We start from the raw sequence: 22441 nt of genomic DNA, 5'->3' as shown, positions 1-22441 counted from the left end.
TCAACCACGGGCCAGAACCTTGGCCAGCGCCTCCAGGAAGCGGGCGTTTTCTGCCGGCAGACCGATGGTAATGCGCAGGTGGTTCGGCATGCCGTAGTTGGCGGTCGGACGCACAATGACGCCTTCGCGCAACAGGCCCTGGAATACCGGCGCAGCGACCTGGCCGAGGTCGACACAAATGAAGTTGCCCTTGGACGGAATCCAGCCCAGGCCCAACTCACGGAAGCCTTCCTGCAACTGCAGCATGCCGCTTTCGTTGAGGCGACGGCCTTCTTCCAGGTACTCGGCATCCTTCACCGCCGCACAGGCTGCAGCCAGCGCGAGGCTGTTGACGTTGAACGGCTGACGCACACGGTTCAGCACGTCGGCAACCACTGCCGTGGACAAACCGTAGCCGACTCGCAGCGATGCCAGGCCATAAGCCTTGGAGAACGTGCGCGAAACCAGCAGGTTCGGGTACGCCGCCAGGAAATCCAGGCCGTTCGGCAGATCACTGCCTTTGGCGTACTCGATGTATGCCTCGTCCAGCACGACCAACACATGCTCCGGCACGTCTTGCAGGAAGTCGCTCAGCGCTTGCGCGTCGAACCAGGTGCCGGTCGGGTTGTTAGGGTTCGCAATAAACACGACGCGGGTCTGGGCATCAATGGCCGCCAGCATGGCCGGCAGGTCATGACCCCACTCTTTCGCGGGGACCACTTTCGCATCAGCGCCCACCGCCTGGGTCACGATCGGATAGACCGCAAACGCATGCTCGCTGAACACCGCATTCAAACCTGGCGCCAGATACGCACGACCAACCAGCTCAAGAATGTCGTTGGAGCCATTGCCCAGGGTGACCTGGTTCAGCTCGACACCGCACTTTTGTGCCAGCAGAGACTTCAAGGCAAAGCCGTTACCATCGGGATAGCGGGTCAGCTCAGCCAACTCTTCACGAATCGCCGCCAACACCTTCGGGCTCGGGCCCAGCGGGTTTTCGTTACTGGCCAGCTTGACGATGTTCGCCGGATCCAGGTTCAACTCACGCGCCAGCTCATCCACAGGCTTGCCCGGAACGTAAGGCGACAGTTGTTGCACGCCCGGCTGAGCCAGGGTGAGGAAGTTACCACTCATGTTAAAGCCTCACAAAACCGCTTTCGGGTAAGAGCCCAGCACCTTGAGTGCCACGGCTTCCTGACTGATTTTCTCCAGCACACCCTTGACCAGCGGGTCGCGGTGATGGCCGATGAAGTCGATAAAGAACACGTAAGTCCATTTACCGCTGCGCGAAGGACGAGTCTCGATGCGCGTCAGGTCAATCCCGTTATCATGGAACGGCACCAGCAGCTCATGCAGCGCGCCAGGCTTGTTGCTCATGGAGACAATGATCGAGGTCTTGTCGTCGCCAGTGGGCGGCACTTCCTGGCTGCCGATCATCAGGAAGCGCGTGGAGTTGTCCGGGCGGTCCTCGATTTTCTCGGCCAGGCGCGTCAGGCCGTACAGCCCAGCGGCCATATCACCGGCGATGGCCGCCGAATTCCACTCACCCTTGACCCGCTTGGCGGCCTCGGCGTTGCTGGAGACAGCTACCCGCTCGACATTCGGATAATGCGCGTCCAGCCACTTGCGGCACTGGGCCAGGGACTGGGCGTGGGAGTAGATGCGGCTGATACTGTCGGTCTTGGTATTCTCGCCCACCAGCAGGTGATGGTGGATGCGCAGCTCGACTTCGCCGCAGATGACCATGTCGTGTTCGAGGAAGCTGTCCAGCGTGTGGTTGACCGCGCCTTCGGTGGAGTTTTCCACCGGCACCACGCCAAAATTCACCGCGCCGGCCGCCACTTCACGGAACACTTCATCGATCGCCGCCATTGGCTTGCTGATCACCGCGTGACCGAAGTGCTTCATGGCCGCCGCTTGGGTGAAAGTGCCCTCGGGACCCAGATAAGCCACTTTCAGCGGTTGTTCCAGCGCCAGGCACGAAGACATGATTTCGCGGAACAACCGCGCCATCTCTTCGTTGCCCAGTGGGCCCTTATTACGCTCCATGACACGCTTGAGCACCTGGGCTTCACGCTCGGGACGGTAGAACACCGGCACTTCGCCTTCGGCCAGGGAGGCCATCTTCACCCGTGCCACTTCCTGGGCGCACCGCGCGCGCTCACTGATCAGCTCCAGGACTTTCTCGTCCAGGCTGTCAATGCGCACGCGCAGGGCCTTGAGTTCTTGCTCAGACATTAGCCGTGTTCCTTTTCGAACGCTGCCATGTACTCAACCAGCGCGTTGATCGCGTGGATGTCGACGGCATTGTAGATGGAGGCGCGCATGCCACCGACCGAACGGTGCCCCTTGAGGTTCAGCAGGCCACGCTCTTCGGCACCGACCAGGAACGGCTTGTCCAGGCGATCATCAGCCAGGCGGAACGGCACGTTCATCCACGAGCGATCAGTCAGGTTGATCGGGTTGCTGTACAGGCCGCTGGCGTCGATGAAGTCGTACAGGACGCGCTTCTTCTCTTCGTTGAGCTTGCCCATGGCGGCGACACCGCCCTGCTCTTTCAGCCATTCGAACACCAGGCCGGAGAGGTACCAGGCAAACGCTGGCGGAGTGTTGTACATCGAGCCGTTATCGGCCGCGACCTTGTAGTTGAGCATGGTCGGGCACAGCGAACGGGCGCGACCCAACAGGTCCTCACGGATGATGTTGACCAGGATGCCGCTCGGACCGATGTTCTTCTGGGCGCCGGCGTAGATCATGCCGTACTTGGACACATCGATAGGGCGCGAGAGAATGTCCGAGGACATGTCGCACACCAGCGGAACGTCACCGACTTCCGGCACCCAATCAAACTCCAGGCCGCCGATGGTTTCGTTCGCGACGTAGTGCACGTAGGCCGCGTCCTTCGACAGCTTCCACTCATTCTGACCGGGAATGGCGAAGTAGTCGTACGGCTTGGCGGTACCCGCGACATTGACGTGACCGTAACGCGAGGCCTCTTCAATAGCCTTCTGACCCCAGATACCCGTGTCGATATAGTCAGCCGTGCCGTCTTCCGGCAGCAGGTTCAGCGGGATCTGGGCGAACTGCTGGCTGGCGCCGCCCTGCAGGAACAACACTTTGTAGTTGGATGGGATGTCCAGCAAGTCACGCAGATCCTGCTCGGCCTTGGTGGCGATGGACACGAACTCATCGCTGCGATGGCTCATTTCCATCACGGAGAGGCCTTTTCCATGCCAGTCGAGGAGTTCACCCTGCGCACGCTGCAGGACTGCTTCAGGAAGCGCCGCGGGACCGGCACAGAAGTTATAGGCTCTCTTGCTCACATCCAATCTCACTCTGATTTGGTGGGGCTGCAATCATGTTCGGCAACAACCTTTCTCTGGAGCGAACCCTTGTGGGAGCTGGCTTGCCTGCGATAAGGGCACCTCGGTAGCGCAGTGATACCGCGGCGCTGCCATCGCAGGCAAGCCAGCTCCCACATTGACCGCGTCCAGCCAAAGGACGTGCTATTTCACAAGGGACAAACAACAAGGGGGCGAATCTTCATCCGCCCCCTGTGTGTCCGCTTATTCCTGCGGTTCTTCTTCGTCTGCGGCAGCGTCGAGGGTTGGCTCGTCGACGTTGTCATCGCCTGCTGCGATCACCTCGCCTTCGAATTCCTCGCCTTCCAGCTCTTCGCCTTCGACTTCCGATGGCTCCTGGACACGCTCCAGGCCGACCAGTTTCTCGTCCTTGGCCAGCTTGATCAGGGTGACGCCCTGGGTATTACGGCCCAGGCTCGACACTTCAGCCACACGGGTACGTACCAGGGTGCCCTGGTCGGAAATCAGCATGATCTCCTCGCCATCGAGCACCTGGACCGCGCCGACCAGACGGCCATTGCGGTCGTTGCTGACCATGGCGATCACGCCTTGGCCGCCACGCTTATACTCCGGGAACTCGCTGATGGCGGTGCGTTTGCCATAACCGCGCTCGGAAGCGGTGAGGATCTGGCTGCCTTCTTCCGGGATCAGCATCGAAATCAGCTTCTGCCCTTCTGGCAGGCGCATGCCGCGCACACCGCGGGCGGTACGGCCCATGGCGCGAACGTCGGATTCCTTGAAGCGCGTGACCTTGCCGCCGTCGGAGAACAGCATGACTTCACGCTCGCCATCGGTGATGGCCGCAGAGATCAGCACGTCGCCTTCGTCCAGCTCCAGGGCGATCAGGCCCACGCTGCGCTGACGGCTGAAGGATTCCAGCGGGGTCTTCTTCACGGTGCCTTTGGCGGTGGCCATGAAGATGAAGTGACCTTCGGTGTATTCCTCGACCGGCAGCATGGTGGTGATGTATTCATCACTGTCCAGTGGCAGCAGGTTGACCAGTGGGCGACCACGGGCAGCACGGGACGCTTCCGGGATTTCGTAGGTTTTCAGCCAGTACACCTTGCCTTTGCTGGAGAACAGCAGCAGCGTGGTGTGGCTGTTGGCGACCAACAGGTGAGCAATGTAGTCCTCATCCTTCACGCCGGTCGCCGATTTACCTTTACCACCACGACGCTGGGCCTGGTACGCAGCCAATGGCTGGGTCTTGGCGTAGCCACCGTGGGAGATGGTCACCACACGCTCTTCTTCCGGGATCATGTCACCCAGGGTCAGGTCGAGGCGCGCATCGAGGATTTCGGTACGGCGCACGTCACCGTATTCGGCGCGGATCACTTCCAGTTCTTCGCGGATCACTTCCATCAGGCGCACGGCGCTGCTGAGGATGCGGATCAACTCGCCGATCTGGTTGAGGATCTCCTGGTACTCGGCCAGCAGCTTCTCGTGCTCCAGACCGGTCAGGCGGTGCAGGCGCAACTCCAGGATGGCCTGGGCCTGTTCCGGCGACAGGAAGTACTTGCCTTCGCGCAGACCGTATTGCGGGTCCAGGGTCTCCGGACGGCACGAGTCGGCGCCGGCACGTTCAACCATGGCCACCACGGCGCTGGATTCCCAAGGCGTGCTGATCAACGCTTCCTTGGCTTCCGACGGGGTTGGCGAGGCCTTGATCAGGGCGATTACCGGGTCGATGTTCGACAGCGCAACTGCCTGGCCTTCCAGGATGTGGCCGCGCTCGCGGGCCTTGCGCAGTTCGAACACGGTGCGGCGTGTGACCACTTCGCGACGGTGACGCACGAAGGCTTCCAGCAGGTCCTTGAGGTTCAGGATGCGCGGGCGGCCGTCGATCAGCGCAACCACGTTGATACCAAACACGCTTTGCAGCTGGGTCTGGGCATAGAGGTTGTTGAGGATCACCTCAGGCACTTCGCCACGACGCAGCTCGATCACCACGCGCATACCGTCTTTGTCGGACTCGTCGCGCAGTTCGGTGATGCCTTCGAGCTTCTTCTCTTTGACCAGCTCGGCGATCTTCTCGATCAGGCGCGCCTTGTTCAGCTGGTACGGCAGTTCGGTGATAACGATCTGCTGGCGGCCACCGACCTTGTCGATGTCTTCGATGATCGAGCGGGCGCGCATGTAAATGCGGCCGCGACCGGTGCGGTAGGCTTCGATGATGCCGGCGCGACCGTTGATGATCGCGGCAGTCGGGAAGTCCGGGCCGGGGATGTATTGCATCAGCTCATCGACGGTCAGCTCCGGGTTGTCGATGAGGGCCAGGCAACCGTCGATGACTTCACCGAGGTTGTGCGGCGGGATGTTGGTGGCCATGCCCACGGCGATACCGCTGGAACCGTTGACCAGCAGGTTGGGGATCTTGGTCGGCATGACCGCCGGGATCATTTCGGTGCCGTCGTAGTTCGGCACCCAGTCCACGGTTTCTTTATGCAGGTCGGCCAGCAGCTCATGCGCCAGCTTGGTCATGCGCACTTCGGTGTATCGCATGGCCGCGGCGTTGTCGCCGTCGACCGAACCGAAGTTGCCCTGGCCGTCTACCAGCAGGTAGCGCAGGGAAAACGGCTGGGCCATCCGAACGATGGTGTCGTACACCGCAGTGTCGCCGTGAGGGTGATACTTACCGATCACGTCACCGACAACACGGGCAGATTTCTTGTACGGCTTGTTCCAGTCGTTACCCAGCTCGCTCATCGCGAACAGCACACGCCGGTGCACGGGCTTCAAGCCATCGCGCGCATCAGGCAGTGCCCGACCGACAATTACGCTCATCGCGTAGTCGAGGTAGGACTGTTTCAGCTCGTCTTCGATATTGACCGGGAGGATTTCTTTGGCCAGTTCGCCCATGAGAAGCCTGATTCCTTTTTCGGGTGAAACCTCGTCACATCCATATGGGACGAACGAAGCTCGCCGCTGCCGGCAGAGTGCCTGACAACGACTTACGACAAATCAACGAGTTATGACACGGATCTGCACGTTATAGGCCACCCCTCGGGGCGACCCTGGAAACCGCCGGATGTTATCACAATCGCCGCCACGCACCTATCCCCCTGATGCGCATGGAGCATAGTAAGTTGACGGATGACAGGCTTGAGGGCGACGAGAGGGGCTCAGAGGCAGGGTCGTGCTATTTTTTGAAGGCAGATCCGAAGGTTTTCTTGACTTATAGACCCCTTCGCGAGCAAGCCCGCGCCCACATTTGAGTGGTGAACACATTCAAAATGTGGGAGCGGGCTTGCTCGCGAATGCAATCGGACAGGCGCCAACGCCCTCAATGCAGGCGTTTACGGCACATCAACTTGGCCAGCTTGGCGGTGTCCGGCCGTTCGACGATGCCTTTTTCGGTCACGATCACGTCAATCAGGTCGGCCGGGGTCACGTCAAACACTGGATTGAAGGCGACGACATCCGCGGCGAAGCGCTGGCCGGCGACTTCCAGCAACTCACCGGCGTCGCGCTCTTCCAGCGCTACGTCATCGCCAGTTGCCATCATCATGTCCAGGGTCGAACTCGGCGCCACCACCATGAACCGCACGCCGTGGTGCATGGCACACACTGCCAACTGGTACGTCCCGATCTTGCTGATCACGTCGCCATTGGCGGCAATGCAATCAGCACCGACGATCACCCAGGTCACGCCTTTGGTCTTGAGGATATGCGCGCCAGCGGAATCGGCATTCACCGTCACAGGGATGCCCTCGCCCGCCAGCTCCCAGGCGGTCAGCCGCGAACCTTGCAGCCAGGGCCGGGTTTCATTGACGTAGACCTGCTCGACCATGCCTTCCAGATAGGCCGCACGAATCACCCCGAGCGCCGTACCCACACCGCCGGTCGCCAGGGCGCCAGCGTTGCCGTGGGTGAGGATCGCCTGGGCATTGCCCTGGTGCTTGCGGATCAAATCGACCCCCAGTTGAGCCATGGTGAGATTGGCTTCGCGATCACTTTCATGGATGGCAATGGCTTCTGCTTCAAGCACCGCCAGCGGGTCGGCGTGCTTTTTGACGCGATCCAGGCGGTCACGCATGCGTTTCAACGCCCAGAACAGGTTCGACGCGGTCGGTCGGGTATCGGCTAACAGTGCATAGTCTTCTTCCCACGCTGCCTGCCAGTCACCGCCCTCGGCGATCCGCTCACGCGCCGCCAGCACCAGGCCATACGCCGCGCTGATACCAATGGCCGGTGCACCGCGCACCACCATCGAACGAATGGCCGCCGCCACATCATCGACCGTAGAGCAAGCCACCCAGCTTTCCCGGGATGGCAAGGCACGCTGATCGAGCAGGTACAGCGCGCCATCACGCCAATCGATGGCCTTCACTTTCTCCGCTGCCAACAGTCGATCGCGCATCCCTTACTCCGCACTCATAAACAAAGCCGCCGATTATAGCGATCCGCCAGCCAGGACGCTCGGGTATACTTCGCCCTTCTTTTATAGCTGCCTGGGAAGAAGCCTGCGATGACCGCCACTGCCGCCCCGCTCGACTTATTGTTGCTGCCTACATGGCTGGTACCTGTCGAACCCGCTGGCGTGGTGCTCAAGGAACATGGCCTGGGCATTCGCGATGGGCGCATTGCCTTTATCGGGCCACGGGCGGCAGCGCTCAAGCTGGTGGCCAACGAAGTGCGCGAACTGCCGGGCATGCTGCTCAGCCCCGGCCTGATCAACGCCCACGGACATGCGGCGATGAGCCTGTTTCGCGGCATGGCCGACGACCTGCCGCTGATGACCTGGCTGGAAAAACACATCTGGCCTGCCGAGGCCAAGTGGGTCGATGAAGCCTTTGTGCGCGATGGCACCGACCTGGCCATCGCCGAACAGCTCAAGGGCGGCATCACCTGCTTCTCCGACATGTACTTCTACCCCAAAGTCGCCAGTGACTGCGTGCACAACAGCGGCATCCGCGCGCAGATCGCAATTCCGATCCTCGACTTCCCGATCCCCGGCGCCAGTACGCCCGACGAGGCGATTCGCCAAGGCGTCGAGCTGTTCGGCGATCTCAAGCACCACCCACGCATCAAGATCACCTTCGGCCCGCACGCGCCTTACACCGTGTGTGATGACAACCTGGAGAAAATCCGGGTGATCGCCGAAGAGCTGGACGCCGCGATCCACATGCATGTTCACGAAACCGCCTCTGAAGTGCAGCAAGCGGTCGAGCAGACTGGCGAACGGCCATTGGCGCGTCTGGGTCGCCTCGGGCTGTTGGGGCCGCGCTTCCAGGCCGTTCATATGACCCAAATCAGCGAGGATGACCTGGCTTTGCTGGTAGAAAGCAACACCAGCATCGTTCACTGTCCGGAATCCAACCTGAAATTGGCCAGCGGCTTTTGCCCGGTGGAGCGTCTGTGGCAGGCTGGCGTGAACGTGGCCATCGGCACCGATGGCGCTGCCAGTAACAATGACCTCGACCTGCTGGGCGAAACCCGCACCGCCGCACTGTTGGCCAAGGCCGTCGCCGGCTCGGCCACCGCGCTGGATGCCCATCGCGCCTTGCGCATGGCGACGCTCAACGGTGCGCGGGCCATGGGCCTGGAAAGCAAAATTGGCTCGCTGGAGGTCGGCAAGGCGGCGGATATCGTGGCCTTCGATCTTTCCGGGCTGGCGCAACAACCGATCTACGATCCGGTCTCACAGCTTATATATGCCACCGGACGCGATTGCGTGAAACACCTTTGGGTCGCCGGCAAGCAATTGCTCGACGACCGGCAATTGACCCGCATGGATGAACAACAGTTGACCGCCACGGCCATCGCCTGGGGCCAGCGCATCAGCAGGCACCACGAATAACGAAGGTTTTGAACCCTGAGGTTCAGGACTGACAAACCGATTTATCAGATTTAGAGGATTCACCATGAGCAACGTCGACCACGCCGAAATCGCCAAATTCGAAGCCCTGGCTCACCGCTGGTGGGACCGTGAGAGTGAGTTCAAGCCCCTGCACGACATCAACCCGCTGCGGGTCAACTGGATTGATGAACGCGTCAACCTGGCCGGCAAGAAGGTGCTGGATGTAGGCTGCGGCGGCGGCATTCTCAGCGAGGCCATGGCGCAGCGCGGCGCCACCGTAATGGGCATCGACATGGGCGAAGCGCCCCTGGCCGTGGCCCAGCTGCACCAGCTGGAATCCGGCGTGAACGTGGAATACCGCCAGATCACCGCCGAGGCCCTGGCCGAAGAGATGCCCGAGCAGTTCGACGTGGTTACCTGCCTGGAAATGCTGGAACACGTACCGGACCCGTCCTCGGTGATCCGCGCCTGCTTCCGCATGGTCAAGCCGGGGGGCCAGGTGTTCTTCTCCACCATCAACCGCAACCCCAAGGCCTACCTGTTCGCGATCATCGGCGCCGAATACATCATGAAGCTGCTGCCGCGCGGCACCCATGACTTCAAGAAATTCATCCGCCCGTCCGAGCTGGGTGCCTGGAGCCGCCAGGCCGGGCTGACCGTCAAGGACATCATCGGCCTCACCTACAACCCGCTGACCAAGCACTACAAGCTGGCCAACGACGTTGACGTCAACTACATGATCCAGACCCTGCGCGAGGAGTGAGCCTGTGAAGTTGCGAGCGGTTCTCTTCGACATGGACGGTACCCTGCTGGATACCGCGCCGGACTTTATCGCCATCTGCCAGGCCATGCGCGCCGACCGCGACCTGGCGCCGATCAACCCCCAGCACATCCGCGATGAAATCTCCGGCGGTGCGCGGGCGATGGTGGCCGTGACCTTCTCGATGGACCCGGAATCTCCAGGCTTTGAAGAACTGCGCCAGGAATTCCTCGAACGCTACCTTGTGGGCTGCGCGGTCCACAGCAAACTGTTCGACGGCATGGCCGAGCTGCTGGAGGACATCGAGAAGTCCAAGCTGATCTGGGGCGTGGTGACCAACAAGCCACTGCGCTTTGCCGAGCCGATCATGCAGCAACTGGGCCTGGCCGAGCGCTCGGCGCTGCTGATCTGCCCGGATCACGTGAAGAACAGCAAGCCGGACCCGGAGCCGATGATCCTGGCGTGCAAGATGCTCGACCTGGACCCGGCCAGCGTGCTGTTCGTGGGTGATGACCTGCGCGATATCGAATCCGGCCGCGACGCCGGCACGCGCACTGCAGCGGTCACCTACGGCTACATCCACCCGGACGACAACCCACGCCATTGGGGCGCCGATGTGGTGGTGGATCACCCGTTGGAACTGCGCAAGGTATTGGATAACGCGCTGTGCAGCTGCTAATTGTTTGCCGCCCCTGCAAACACTGAGGTCAATGTGGGAGCTGGCTTGCCTGCGATAGCGCAGTGTCAGCCAGCACATATGCCAGCTTACAGACCGCTATCGCAGGCAAGCCAGCTCCCACAGGAATTGGATTCCACATTGAGAGCTGTATCACCTTGAATTTTGTCGAGGCTATTTATGTTTGATTACTCCGCACGTCCAGAACTGCTCAAAGGCCGGGTGATCCTGGTGACCGGTGCCGGTCGCGGGATCGGCGCGGCGGCGGCGAAAACCTATGCCGCCCATGGTGCCACGGTGCTGTTGCTGGGCAAGACCGAAGCCAACCTGGCCCAGGTGTATGACGAAATCGAAGCGGCGGGCCAGCCGCAACCGGTGGTGATCCCGTTCAACCTGGAGACCGCCCTGCCCCATCAGTACGATGAACTGGCCGCGATGATCGAAAAGGAATTCGGCCACCTCGACGGCCTGCTGCACAACGCCTCGATCATCGGCCCACGCACGCCGATCGAGCAATTGTCCGGCGAGAATTTCATGCGCGTGATGCACGTGAACGTCAACGCGATGTTCATGTTGACCAGCACGCTGCTGCCGCTGCTCAAGTTGTCCCAGGATGCGTCGGTGGTGTTCACTTCCAGCAGTGTCGGGCGCAAGGGTCGGGCTTACTGGGGCGCCTATGGTGTGTCGAAGTTTGCCACCGAAGGCTTGATGCAAACCCTGGCCGATGAACTGGAGGATGTGGCCGCGGTACGCGCCAACAGCATCAACCCCGGCGGCACTCGCACCAGCATGCGGGCCCAGGCGTATCCGGGGGAAAACCCGATGGAAAGGCCGGCGCCGGAAGAGATCATGCCGGTGTACCTGTACCTGATGGGGCCGGACAGTACCGGCATCAATGGGCAGGCGTTTGACGCGCAGTAACAACTGACACAACCGGAACTAAATGTGGGAGGGGGCTTGCCCCCGATTGCAGGGTGTCAGTCACTGTATCTGTGATTGACCCACCGCTATCGGGGGCAAGCCCCCTCCCACATTTGTATTGCGGTGTTCTCTGGCTCTTAGTTCTTCACTACTTCCTCAAGGGTGAAGCGCCCCAACGGGTTCTGCAGGAAGTTGCTCACGTTCTTGCGTGAGATGTTGATGTAGGGGCTGTAGTACAGGTCGATCCAGTTCACATCCTGTTTCGCCAGTTTCTGCAGTTCCACATACATCTGCTCACGCTTGACCGGGTCAGCCTCGATGCGTGCTTGCGCCACCAGTGCCTTGACCTTGTCGTTCTTGTAACGGGTCATGTAGTTCTGGTTGGTGTCGTGGCCCAGCACGAAGGTGGTCTTCTGGTCCGGGTCGAGGATGTCGTTGGTCCAGTACATCACCGAAATATCGTACTCACCGTCCACCAGCATCTGCCAGCTCTGGGTCGGGTCGACCTTTTGCAGGTTGGCAGTCACGCCGACCTTCGCCAATTGATCCTTGATGATCACCGCAATCTGCTCGTCGGCTTCGTTGCCGGCATTGACCACGTAGTTGAGCTTCAAGTCCTTGGCACCGGCCTGCTCCAGCAGCTTCTTGGCGGCGGTCGGGTCGTACGGGCGTTGCAGGTTGTTGGCGTAGTGGTACAGCGAGCCCTTTGGAATGTAGGAATAAGCCACGGTGCCTTGACCGTAAGTGGCGGTCTTCACCAGCGATTGTTTGTCGATGGCCATGTCCAGTGCCTGACGTACTTCTGGCTTGGCCAGCAGGCCATGCTCGTGGTTGATCAGCAGGTGATCTTCACGGGTGGACGGGTCGGCATGGATCACCACGTTCTTGTCTTTCTTCAGCTCTTCAACCCGCGAGAACGGTACGAAGATCGCCGTGTCCAGCTCGTTGTTCTGCACCATGCGCATGCGCGTATTGTCGTCGGTGACGGAGACCCACTCCACGCCATCCAGGCTCACGTTCTTGGCCTGCCAGAAGTTCGGGTTCTTTTTCAGGATGACGCGATCACCCTTGCGCCACTCGTCCACGGTAAACGCGCCGGAGGTCACGGGGTTTTCCGAGTAGGCGTCTTCGCCCATCTTGGTCATGGCTTTTTCCGACAGGATCGACACCGTCGGCGACGCCAGTTGCGAGAGAAAGGCCACAGCCGGGGTCTTCAGGGTGACCACCAGGGTTTTCGGATCTGACGCCTTGGCCGTGTTGATCAGGTTGAAAGGGTCTGCCCACAGCGAGGCTTTGTTGTCGCGGATGCGCAGCAGGCTGAACGCTGCATCATCGGCGGTGATCGCCGAACCGTCGGAGAACTTCGCATCACGCAGCTTGAAGGTGTAGGTCAGGCCATCCTTGGAAATGTCCCAGCTTTCTGCCAGGCCCGGCTCCATCTTGGTGCCCAGGTTATCGACGCGCACCAGGGTGTCGTAGACGTTGGCGAAGACCCAGGTGTCGCGGTTTTGCGCGCTTTTGATCGGGTCGAACGTGGTGCTGTCCTCACGGCAGCCGATGGTCAGTACACCGGCGGCTTGCGCCAGGCCGGCAGTCAGGGACCATGCGGTCAATGTAGCGGCGGCGAGCAACTTCAAGTGGCGCGATTGCATATCACAACTCCTTGTTAATGAATGGCAGAGGGTTAAAGCAAAGGTTCTTCAAGCACGCAACTGTACCGATGCTCGTGCAGGAAATGCGTCGGCGGCAACACCACGGAACACATGGTCCGGGCATGCCGACAACGTGGGTGAAAGGCGCAGCCTGCAGGCAAGTTCAGCGGGCTCGGGGGTTCACCCGGCAAGGGCTCTGTCGGCAACGGCCGATGCGGATCGATCTCGGGAATCGCCTGGATCAACGCCGCCGTGTACGGGTGGCGTGGCGCCGTGAAGACCGACTCCACCGGCCCCTCCTCAACGATCTTGCCCAGGTACATCACCGCCACGCGATCGCACAGGCGACGCACGATAGCCAGGTCATGGGCGATGAACAGGATCGCCAGGTGCATGCGCTGCTGCAGTTCCAGCAACAGGTTGATGATCTGGCCCTGGATCGACACGTCCAGCGCCGCCACGCACTCGTCGGCGATGATCAGGCGCGGCTCCACCGCCAAGGCCCGGGCGATGCCGACGCGCTGGCACTGACCGCCGCTGAGTGAGCCGGGTTTACGACTGGCCAATTCGGGCCGCAGGCCGACCAGATCGAGTAGTTCATTGACGCGATCTGATATCCGCTCCGGCGCAACCTTGCGTTGCACGCGTAGTACTTCGGCAATCGTTTCGCCGATGGTATGCCGCGGGTTCAGTGCGGCGTACGGGTCCTGGAAGATCATTGCGGTTTCATGGCGCAGCCGGGTGATGTCGATGGCGCTGCCGTGGGCCATGTCGATGCCATCAAACAGCACCTGTCCGGCGCTGATCGGGTTGAGGTGCAAAATGGCGCGGCCCAAGGTGCTTTTACCGCTGCCGGACTCACCGACCAACCCGAGGGTTTCACCCGCCGCCAAGCTCAGCGATACACCGTTCACCGCCCTCACCCACTGTTTGTTCAAGCCGAACAAGCCGGTGCCGGACGCGGCGAACTTCACCTCAAGGTCCTTGATCTGCAACAGGCTCATGGCTGCGCTCCCAACGGGTAATGACAGGCGACTCGCTGGCCTTCCGGCAGCACTTCGGTGCACAAGGCCCCGACTTGCGGGCAGCGCGGGTTGAACCGGCAGCCGGCAGGCAAGGCGTCCAGCAGCGGCGGCTGCCCGGGAATCGTGCGCAGCAAAGCGTGGCCGCTGCTGTGAGCAGGTTGGCAGTCGATCAAGCCGGCGGTGTACGGGTGCTGCGGTTGCGCCAGCACATCGTATTTGCTGCCGTGCTCGCACAGGCGCCCCGCGTACATCACGGCGATGGCGTCACAGGTTTGCGCAACCACGCCAAGGTCGTGGGTAATCATGATGATCGACAGGCCACGCTGGTCGCGCAGTTCCAGCAACAGCCGCAGGATTTGCGCCTGCACCGTCACATCCAGCGCCGTGGTCGGCTCGTCAGCGATCAGCACTTTCGGGTTGCAGCCCAAGGCGACTGCGATCATCGCGCGCTGGCGCATGCCGCCGGAAAACTCTTGGGGGTAGTTGTCGACCCGCGCCTGGGGATCGGGGATGCCCACTTGGCGCAGTATCTCGATGGCCTGCAGGCGCGCGTCTTTTTTCGACGCACCTTGATGCAGGCGGATGCCCTCGGCAATCTGCTCGCCGATGCGCATCAGCGGGTCGAGGTGGCTGCTGGGGTTCTGGAAAATCATGCCCAACTGACCGCCACGCACCGCCCGCATGCCAGCGTCATCCAATGACAGCAGGTCCTGGCCGCCCAGCCGGACCGCACCGCCTTGCACGCGCAGGTTGGGCGATGGCAGCAGGCGCATCAAACCGCGACAGGCCATGGTCTTGCCCGAGCCGCTTTCCCCCACCAGCCCGAGGATCTCGCCCTCGGCCAAATCGAAAGACACGCGATCGACCAAGGTCACATCACGCCCTGCGTTGTTGGCAATCACACTGAGGTCGCGCACTTGCAACAGGCTCATGAGCGATCCCCCAACACTTGCGCCACGCCATCGGCGAGCAGGCTGAACCCCATGGCCAAGGTCACGATGGCCAGCCCCGGAAAGGTGCAGATCCACCAGGCAGTGGTGATGAAGGCCTGTCCTTCGGCCACCATCGTGCCCCATTCGGCGGTCGGCGGTTGCACGCCCAGGCCCAGGTAACTCACGGCGGCGCCATTGAGCAGCACCAACACCGCGTCCGACATGGAAAACACGATGGAGCCGAACATCGCATTGGGCAGCAGGTGCCGGAACAGAATCCGCCCATGGCCAAAGCCCAGGCTTTTGGCGGCCAGGGCAAAGTCGCTTTCCTTGAGCACCAGGATCTGCGAGCGGATAAGCCGCGCGTAGGACACCCAGCCCACCAAGGCCATGGCGATGTAGAAGCTCTTCAAGCCTGGGCCGAGAATGGCCATGATCGCCAGCATCAGCACCAGGAACGGGAAGGCCAGGATCACATCGATCACACGCATGCAGACACTGTCGAAACGCCCGCCGATGTAACCGGAGACCGCGCCGATGAAGGTGCCGATCATGAACGGGAAGATCACCCCGACGATGGCTAACTGGAGGTCTATACGCGCGCCCCAGATAACCCTCGAAAGAATGTCCCTTCCGTAGTTATCGGTGCCAAATGGATGAGCAAGGCTGGGGCCGAGCAAACTGAAATCGGTGTTCTGCGCAATCGGGTCATATGGCGCGATCCACGGTGCAAACAGCGCAAGCACCAGCCATGCCAGCAGAATCAACAAACCCCACGCAGCCGTCAGCCGGCCATTGCGCAAACCAAAGCGCAGGCGCAAGCGCCAAGGGGCAATCAACAGACGACTGCTCATTGCATCTTCACTCGCGGGTCGAGGGCCACGGTCACGACGTCAGCGATGAAGTTGACGATCACCGTCGCGCAAGCCAGCACCATGGCCACGCCCTGCACCACCATGTAATCGCGGGTGAAGATCCCGCGTACCAACAATTGGCCGATGCCGGGGATGGCGAACAGGCTTTCGATCACCACCGTGCCGCTGATCAGCCAACCGATGTTCACCGCCAGCAGATTGACCGCCGGCACCAGGGAATTGGGTAGCACATGACGGCGAAACACTGCGGCTTCCGACAACCCACGCGCCCGGGCGGCGGTCACGTGGTCGGCCTGCAGTTCCATCAACATGCTCGCCCGCAAGTTGCGCACCAGCACCGCCGACAGTGCCAGGGCAATCGTCAGGCATGGCAGCACCATGTGATGCGCTTTATCCAACCAGGTCCGGCCGTAACCGGATACTGGAAACAGGCCCCACTGCACACTCAGCAACAGGATCAGCATCAAGCCCAGCCAGAACGCCGGCATGCCAAGGCCAACCGTGGTGAACACGCGAATCAGGTTATCCGCCCAGCCACCCTTGTTGCGTGCGGCGAAGGTCGCCAACGGCACGGCGATCAGCAGCGCCAGCACCACACTGCCGAGCACCAGTACCAGGGTGGGTTCAATACGCGTGACGATCAGCTTGAGCGCATCGACCTTGTACAGCAGCGATTGGCCAAGGTCGCCCTTGAGCAGGTTCTTCAGAAAGTAGAAATATTGCAGCCACAACGGCTGGTCGAGGCCGTACTGGGCGCGGATTTTCAGCAAAGCGTCCGGCGTGCTGCGCGAACCCAGCAAAGCACGCGCCGGGTCGCCGGGAATCGAGCGCACCAGCACAAAGGTGATCAGGCTGATGCCAAACAGCACCGGCAGCAATTGCAGCGGCCGGTACAAGACAAAACGGTAGCGCGCCAGGTTCATCCGTCAGCCCCGATGACGCGCAAGGAAGTCCAGCAACACCGGAAAATACGCATGGGGCTCCTCATAGAAAGGCATATGGCTGCTGTTGGGGAACACGTGCAGTTCGGCGTGTCGGGCCGCCAGTTTCATGCGCATGGCGCAGGCTGGGGTGAGTTCGTCATGCTGGCCGGTGGTGATCAGGATCGGCATCTTGAAATCGGCCATCTCAGGGATGCGGTTCCAGTCCTTGAGGTTGCCGATGTAGAGGAATTCGTTGGGGCCTTGCATGGTTTCGTAGGGGCCCATGTTCCAGTCGTCAAGGGAGCGTTTGACCGGTGCGGGCCACTCGTCCAGGCGGCACACGTGACGATAGTTGAGCAAGGTGATCGCGGCCTGGTACTGCGGGTGGTCCAGGGTGCCCATGGCTTCGTGGCGTTGCATCATGGCTACCGTCTCGCTGCCAAGGGCGCCGCGCAGGCGTTCCAGCTCTTGGGACAGGTGCGGAATGTCGCCAACGGTATTTTCCAGGATCAGGCTTTTCAGCGCGTCGGGATAATGGATGGCATATTCGATACCGAGCCAGCCGCCCCAGGAATGCCCGAGCAGGTGCACGCGACCGAGATCCAGGGCCTGGCGCACGGTTTCGACTTCTTCGACATAACGGCGGATTTCCCACAGAGAAACGTCGGTGGGCCTGGCTGATGCGCCCGTGCCAAGCTGGTCGAATGCAACCACTCGCAGGTTATGGTCTTTGAGCCAGCCATGGGCGTCTCGCAAGTAGTCACACGGCAAGCCTGGCCCGCCGTTGAGGCACAACAGCACCTCATCGCCTTCGCCAAAGCTGTAAACCACGAGGTTATGGCCGTCGACTTGCACGTTGTACTGCTGGTCGGGGGCAATTTCACGCCACATGCATACATTCCTTGTCTAGTGTCGGGCTGGCAGGCAGCGGCCGTTGATCAGACCAACACTACCTAGGATGTCGTGCGGCCATAACCTAGTATTTCTTATAGGTTTAGCCTGGCAGTCCTTCGCCGGGGCGTGGCATTCTACTTGCAGCAAGTCGAGATTCAAATGAATTCGGGAGCAGAACGGATGCTGGCCAAGCTGACTGCGTTAAATCACCGTCTGATGCCGGGCAGGAGCCTGGATGAGCAGATGGACAATACGTTTATCCTCGCCCAGCAACTGGGCTTCGATGCATTGGTGTATGACTACACCCCCGTGCCGATCGATCAGGATGGCGCATTGATCACACCCTCGGTGCTCGCACTGCGCAATACGCCGCCCGACTGGCACGCCTTGTGGTGCAGCGAAGGGTTCTACCAGATCGACCCGGTGCAACATCTGGCCCTGAGTACGGTGTCACCGTTCGTATGGTCCTACGACGTCAAGGTCGATACCCCGCTGCAAAAGATCATCGATCCCTGCCATGCGCCGGTGTCGTCCTACTTGCACGACCAGGAATTGACCTGCGGCGTCAGCGTACCGATCCACCTGCCTCGGGGCGGCTTCGCGTCGCTGACCGGACTACGAACGGGCAAGGCCCGCAGCGTGCTGCAGGATGTGCAGCAGACCTTGTCGGATTTCAGCCTGATTTCCCATGCCTTGCAGGAAGCAGCCTACCCGCTGTTTAGCAAGGAACTGCGCACTTATCCGCATATCCACCTGACCAAACGCGAACGCGAGTGCCTCAAATGGGCCGCCGATGGCCTGACCGCTGCCGAAATCGCCACGCAATTGAGCCGCTCTCTGGCGGTGGTCACCTTGCACCTGGCCTCGGCGATGCACAAGCTGGGGGCCAAGAACCGCGTGCAGGCGGTGGTGCGCGCCACCCATTACCGCCTGCTAGACGACTGACCACCGGCAAAACCTAGCTGTTTTGCTAGTTACTTAAATTTCGCCCACGCATTATCGTGTCCCTGAGCCTTTTTTCAGAGCAGGGTACGAAATGGAATTCATCGAAAAAATCCGCGAAGGGTATGCGGCGTTTGGCGCCTACCAGACCTGGTACCGCGTCACCGGTGACTTGTCGAGCGGTCGCACTCCCCTGGTGGTTATCCACGGTGGCCCCGGTTGCACCCATGATTACGTTGACGCGTTCAAGGACGTCGCCGCCAGCGGCCACGCCGTGATCCACTATGACCAGTTGGGCAACGGCCGCTCTACTCATCTACCCGAAAAAGATCCGTCCTTCTGGACCGTGGGCCTGTTCCTCGAAGAACTCAACAACCTGCTGGACCACCTGCAGATCAGCGATAACTACGCGATTCTCGGCCAATCCTGGGGCGGCATGCTCGGCAGTGAACACGCGATCCTGCAGCCCAAGGGCTTGCGCGCGTTCATCCCGGCCAACTCGCCGACCTGCATGCGCACTTGGGTCAGCGAAGCCAACCGACTGCGCAAATTGTTGCCGGAAGGTGTGCATGAAACCCTGCTCAAGCACGAGGCCACCGGCACTTACCTGGACCCGGAATACCTCGCCGCCTCAAGGGTGTTTTATGACCAGCACGTGTGCCGAGTCATCCCGTGGCCGGAGGAAGTGGCGCGCACGTTCGCCGCGGTCGATTCAGACCCGACGGTGTACCACGCCATGAGCGGCCCGACCGAATTCCACGTGATAGGCAGCTTGAAAGACTGGACTTCCATTGGCCGTCTGTCGGCGATTAACGTGCCCACGCTGGTGATCTCCGGCCGACACGACGAAGCCACGCCACGGGTGGTCAAACCGTTCCTGGATGAAATCGCCGATGTGCGCTGGGCACTGTTTGAAGACTCCAGCCACATGCCCCATGTGGAGGAGCGCCAGGCGTGCATGGGCACCGTGGTGAAGTTTCTGGATGAGGTGTGTTCTGTGCATTACAAAGAACACAAGGCCGGATAGTTTCCAATATGGGAGCTGGCTTGTCTGCGATGACGGCGGTGAATTCGCCCTTGCTATCGCAGGCAAGTCAGCTCCCACACTGCGCCCCTGTTCGGCGTCAGACCTCGGTGGTCTCTGCCTTGTGCGCTTTCCTCGACACATCCGCCACCAACGGAATCTCTCTCCCTTCGGCATCAAACAACTTGCCGCCCTTGAAGTAATCCCCATCACGCAGTTCCGACACATCTCGGAAGCACAGACTGCGCTCGGTTCCCGCCACAAACACTGACTGCTGGTCCGAATTACCGGCGGTGAAGTGGTTGAACGCCAGGTTCAACAGGATCGCCATGATCGCCGACGAGCTGATACCCGAATGGAAAATGGTCGCGAACCAGCTCGGGAAGTGATCATAGAAGCTCGGTGCCGCAATTGGGATCATGCCAAAACCGATGGAAGTGGCCACGATAATCAAGTTCATGTTGTTGCGGTAATCCACCTTCGACAGCGTGCGGATACCACTGGCCGCCACGGTGCCGAACAGCACTATCCCGGCACCGCCCAACACGGAGGTCGGCACCGCCGCGATCACCCTGCCCATGAAGGGCAGCAGCCCAAGAATCACCAGAAACAGCCCACCGGTGGCCACCACAAAGCGGCTCTTGACCCCGGTAACCGCCACCAGCCCGACGTTCTGGGCGAACGCACTCTGGGTAAACGAACCGAAGATCGGTGCAAACATGCTCGACAGCATATCGGCGCGCAGGCCGTTACCCAGGCGTTTGGAATCGACCTTGGTGTCGATGATCTCGCCCACCGCCAGGATGTCCGCCGAGGTCTCGACCAGGGTCACCATCACCACGATGCACATGGAGATGATCGCAGCAACGTGGAAGGTTGGCATGCCGAAATGGAATGGCGCTGGGAAACCGAACATCGGCCCCTGAGTCACGCCGGAGAAGTCGGCCATGCCAAGGAACACCGCAATCACCGTGCCGATAACCATCGCCAGCAGGATCGACAAGCGCGAGATGGTTGCGCTGCCGATTTTGCTCAGCAGCAACACCAGCACCAGGGTCAACGCCGCAAGGCCGATGTTGGACATGCTGCCGAAATCCGCCGCGCGACTGTTGCCGCCCATGGCCCAGCGCGCCGCAACGGGCATCAGGGTCAGGCCGATGGTCGTGATCACAATGCCAGTGACCAACGGCGGGAAAAACTTGGTGATCCGTGAAAAAACGGGGGTTATCAATAACCCGATAAACGACGCGGCCATCACCGCCCCAAGAATCGCCGGCACACCGCCGGCGCCATCACTGCCGACAATCGCCACCATGGTTGCCACGCCGGCAAACGACACGCCCTGCACCAGCGGCAATTGACAGCCAAAAAACGGTAGACCCAAGGTCTGCAGCAGCGTGGCCAGGCCGCCGGCAAACAGCGACGCAGCGATCAGCAGGCCGATATCCGCCGGGGACAACCCGGCCGCCTGGCCGACAATCAGGGGGACCGCAACGATTCCGCCGTACATCGTGAGTACATGTTGCAGACCGTAAGCCATGTTGGCGGCGACGCCGAGATTCTCATCTTCTGGCCGCTGCGGTGACGCCTTCGGGATAGTCATGGTGAGGGGTTCTCTGTTTTTGTTGTGCGGCCACTGTATGCAATGTTTGGAGTGGATGTCCATAGAGTTGTATACAATCAATCAGACAAGTTACCCTCCAACGGCGTTACAAAAACAATCCGACCGTGATGAGCCAGAACGCCAAAGGACCCATAACAATGAAAAAGGCACTACAGGGCGCCACCGTCGCGCTTACCCTTCTCGGCGGCGGGGAGGCCGTCGCAGTAGAGTGGATGAACAACAGCGTAGGATTTCGCTACGGCCAGCAGTTCACCAATCCGAATAACCCCGACGAATTCAGCAAGCGCATCTACAGCTTCACTCACGCAAGCGGCTACCAGTACGGCAGCAATTTCCTCAACCTCGATGTGTTTCTGTCCGACAGCCGCGACCCGCGCAAGGGCACCGATCATGGCGGGAGTGAGGTGTATGCGGTGTACCGCCACCAGCTGTATGCGTCGCGGGTATTCGATGTGCCGCTCGGCACCGGCCTGGTCAAGGACTACGCGCTGACGCTGGGTTTTGACGCCAACCGCAACAACAACTTCGCCTCAGCCAAAAAACGCGCGCTGGTGATCGGCCCGACGTTGAAGTTCAACACTGTCGGCGTACTCGACCTGAGCCTGATGTACTACAAGGAAAGGAACCACACTGGCATCCCCGGCGCGCAGGAGTCGAACCACACCTTCGACGACACTTACCTGCTCAACTTGACGTGGATGCGCCCATTCGAAATCGCCAGCCATGCGGCGAAATTCCAGGGGTTTATCAATTACGTCGGGGAAAAAGGCGACGACTACCACGGCCGCGACACCGCGCCGGAGGCCCTGATGCGCACCGCGCTAATGGTGGCGGTGCGACCGGGCAAAAGCGTCAAGCCGAACCTGTACCTTGGGGTGGGTTACGAGTATTGGCATAACAAGTTTGGCGTGGATGGCGGCCGGGGTAGCCGCACATCGACGCCGACGGTGAACCTGGAAGTGACGTTTTAACTGAAGAAGCCCGATCAAACCGTGGGAGCTGGTTTGCCTGCGATGCGGGCGACTGGGTGTGTCAGGTACACCGAGCCGATG

Annotated in this window: 19 protein-coding genes; 7 read left to right on the top strand and 12 right to left on the bottom strand. The window is 60.8% G+C overall.

The features are described 5' to 3' along the window. The 5 genes from hisC to mtnA form a co-directional block, all read right to left on the bottom strand. Positions 1-1113, bottom strand: coding sequence for a histidinol-phosphate transaminase (hisC, locus tag PF1751_RS08165; RefSeq protein WP_010211961.1), 1113 nt, complete (start codon positions 1111-1113; stop codon positions 1-3). Between the two features lie 9 nt (positions 1114-1122). Then, positions 1123-2217 carry a prephenate dehydratase gene (pheA, locus tag PF1751_RS08160; RefSeq protein WP_003172650.1) on the bottom strand — a complete coding sequence of 365 codons (1095 nt, stop codon included), beginning with the start codon at positions 2215-2217 and terminating at the stop codon, positions 1123-1125. Beyond that, positions 2217-3302, bottom strand: a complete 1086-nt coding sequence (serC, locus tag PF1751_RS08155) for a 3-phosphoserine/phosphohydroxythreonine transaminase (RefSeq protein WP_010211962.1) — start codon at positions 3300-3302, stop codon at positions 2217-2219. Before serC ends, pheA begins: the two co-directional genes overlap by 1 nt. A gap of 243 nt (positions 3303-3545) precedes the next feature. Beyond that, complete coding sequence (gene gyrA, locus PF1751_RS08150) at positions 3546-6200, bottom strand: DNA gyrase subunit A (protein WP_010211963.1); 2655 nt, start codon at positions 6198-6200, stop codon at positions 3546-3548. Positions 6201-6624: 424 nt separating this feature from the next. Next, a complete protein-coding gene (mtnA, locus tag PF1751_RS08145; RefSeq protein WP_021490949.1) occupies positions 6625-7701 on the bottom strand; it encodes an S-methyl-5-thioribose-1-phosphate isomerase in 1077 nt (358 codons plus the stop codon). Positions 7702-7809: 108 nt separating this feature from the next. Here mtnA and PF1751_RS08140 point away from each other — a divergent pair, with 108 nt between their 5' ends. From PF1751_RS08140 to PF1751_RS08125, 4 genes are all read left to right on the top strand, one after another. Next, positions 7810-9141, top strand: coding sequence for a TRZ/ATZ family hydrolase (locus PF1751_RS08140; protein ID WP_044286847.1), 1332 nt, complete (start codon positions 7810-7812; stop codon positions 9139-9141). A gap of 64 nt (positions 9142-9205) precedes the next feature. Continuing rightward, entirely contained in the window at positions 9206-9904 is a 699-nt protein-coding gene (gene ubiG, locus PF1751_RS08135) for a bifunctional 2-polyprenyl-6-hydroxyphenol methylase/3-demethylubiquinol 3-O-methyltransferase UbiG (protein ID WP_010211967.1), read from the top strand. Positions 9905-9908: 4 nt separating this feature from the next. Further along, on the top strand, positions 9909-10580 hold the full coding sequence (gene mupP / locus PF1751_RS08130) for an N-acetylmuramic acid 6-phosphate phosphatase MupP (protein ID WP_021490951.1): 672 nt from the start codon (positions 9909-9911) through the stop codon (positions 10578-10580). Between the two features lie 177 nt (positions 10581-10757). Beyond that, positions 10758-11498, top strand: coding sequence for a YciK family oxidoreductase (locus PF1751_RS08125; RefSeq protein ID WP_010211973.1), 741 nt, complete (start codon positions 10758-10760; stop codon positions 11496-11498). A gap of 137 nt (positions 11499-11635) precedes the next feature. Here PF1751_RS08125 and PF1751_RS08120 read toward each other — a convergent pair whose 3' ends face one another. From PF1751_RS08120 to PF1751_RS08095, 6 genes are read right to left on the bottom strand one after another with little or no spacing between them, the layout of a single operon-like run. Further along, positions 11636-13150: an ABC transporter substrate-binding protein gene (locus PF1751_RS08120; protein WP_010211974.1), complete on the bottom strand. Its 1515-nt coding sequence runs from the start codon at positions 13148-13150 to the stop codon at positions 11636-11638. Positions 13151-13182: 32 nt separating this feature from the next. Further along, a complete protein-coding gene (locus tag PF1751_RS08115; RefSeq protein WP_042570758.1) occupies positions 13183-14154 on the bottom strand; it encodes an ABC transporter ATP-binding protein in 972 nt (323 codons plus the stop codon). Next, the gene (locus tag PF1751_RS08110; protein WP_044286846.1) at positions 14151-15107 is read right to left on the bottom strand and encodes an ABC transporter ATP-binding protein; all 957 of its coding nucleotides are present in this window, start codon (positions 15105-15107) and stop codon (positions 14151-14153) included. The genes PF1751_RS08115 and PF1751_RS08110 overlap by 4 nt, the downstream gene beginning before the upstream one ends. Then, a complete protein-coding gene (locus tag PF1751_RS08105) occupies positions 15104-15961 on the bottom strand; it encodes an ABC transporter permease (RefSeq protein WP_044286844.1) in 858 nt (285 codons plus the stop codon). The genes PF1751_RS08110 and PF1751_RS08105 overlap by 4 nt, the downstream gene beginning before the upstream one ends. After that, a complete protein-coding gene (locus PF1751_RS08100) occupies positions 15958-16905 on the bottom strand; it encodes an ABC transporter permease (RefSeq protein WP_021490955.1) in 948 nt (315 codons plus the stop codon). The genes PF1751_RS08105 and PF1751_RS08100 overlap by 4 nt, the downstream gene beginning before the upstream one ends. A gap of 3 nt (positions 16906-16908) precedes the next feature. Next, the gene (locus PF1751_RS08095; RefSeq protein ID WP_010211983.1) at positions 16909-17796 is read right to left on the bottom strand and encodes a proline iminopeptidase-family hydrolase; all 888 of its coding nucleotides are present in this window, start codon (positions 17794-17796) and stop codon (positions 16909-16911) included. Positions 17797-17979: 183 nt separating this feature from the next. Here PF1751_RS08095 and PF1751_RS08090 point away from each other — a divergent pair, with 183 nt between their 5' ends. Together PF1751_RS08090 and PF1751_RS08085 are read left to right on the top strand one after the other, a co-directional pair. Next, positions 17980-18744: a LuxR family transcriptional regulator gene (locus PF1751_RS08090; protein ID WP_010211985.1), complete on the top strand. Its 765-nt coding sequence runs from the start codon at positions 17980-17982 to the stop codon at positions 18742-18744. A 91-nt stretch (positions 18745-18835) separates the two neighbouring features. Then, positions 18836-19768, top strand: coding sequence for a proline iminopeptidase-family hydrolase (locus PF1751_RS08085; protein ID WP_010211986.1), 933 nt, complete (start codon positions 18836-18838; stop codon positions 19766-19768). A 97-nt stretch (positions 19769-19865) separates the two neighbouring features. Here PF1751_RS08085 and PF1751_RS08080 read toward each other — a convergent pair whose 3' ends face one another. Beyond that, complete coding sequence (locus PF1751_RS08080; RefSeq protein WP_010211987.1) at positions 19866-21368, bottom strand: nucleobase:cation symporter-2 family protein; 1503 nt, start codon at positions 21366-21368, stop codon at positions 19866-19868. Between the two features lie 158 nt (positions 21369-21526). Between PF1751_RS08080 and PF1751_RS08075 the strand changes: the two genes are divergently transcribed. Then, complete coding sequence (locus tag PF1751_RS08075) at positions 21527-22360, top strand: hypothetical protein (RefSeq protein ID WP_044286843.1); 834 nt, start codon at positions 21527-21529, stop codon at positions 22358-22360. Positions 22361-22441 lie beyond the last annotated feature (81 nt).

Source organism: Pseudomonas simiae (assembly GCF_000934565.1).
Classification (GTDB): Bacteria; Pseudomonadota; Gammaproteobacteria; order Pseudomonadales; family Pseudomonadaceae; genus Aquipseudomonas; species Aquipseudomonas simiae.
The sequence above is the reverse complement of the archived record's forward strand: the minus strand, read 5'-3'. Positions and strand labels throughout refer to the sequence as shown.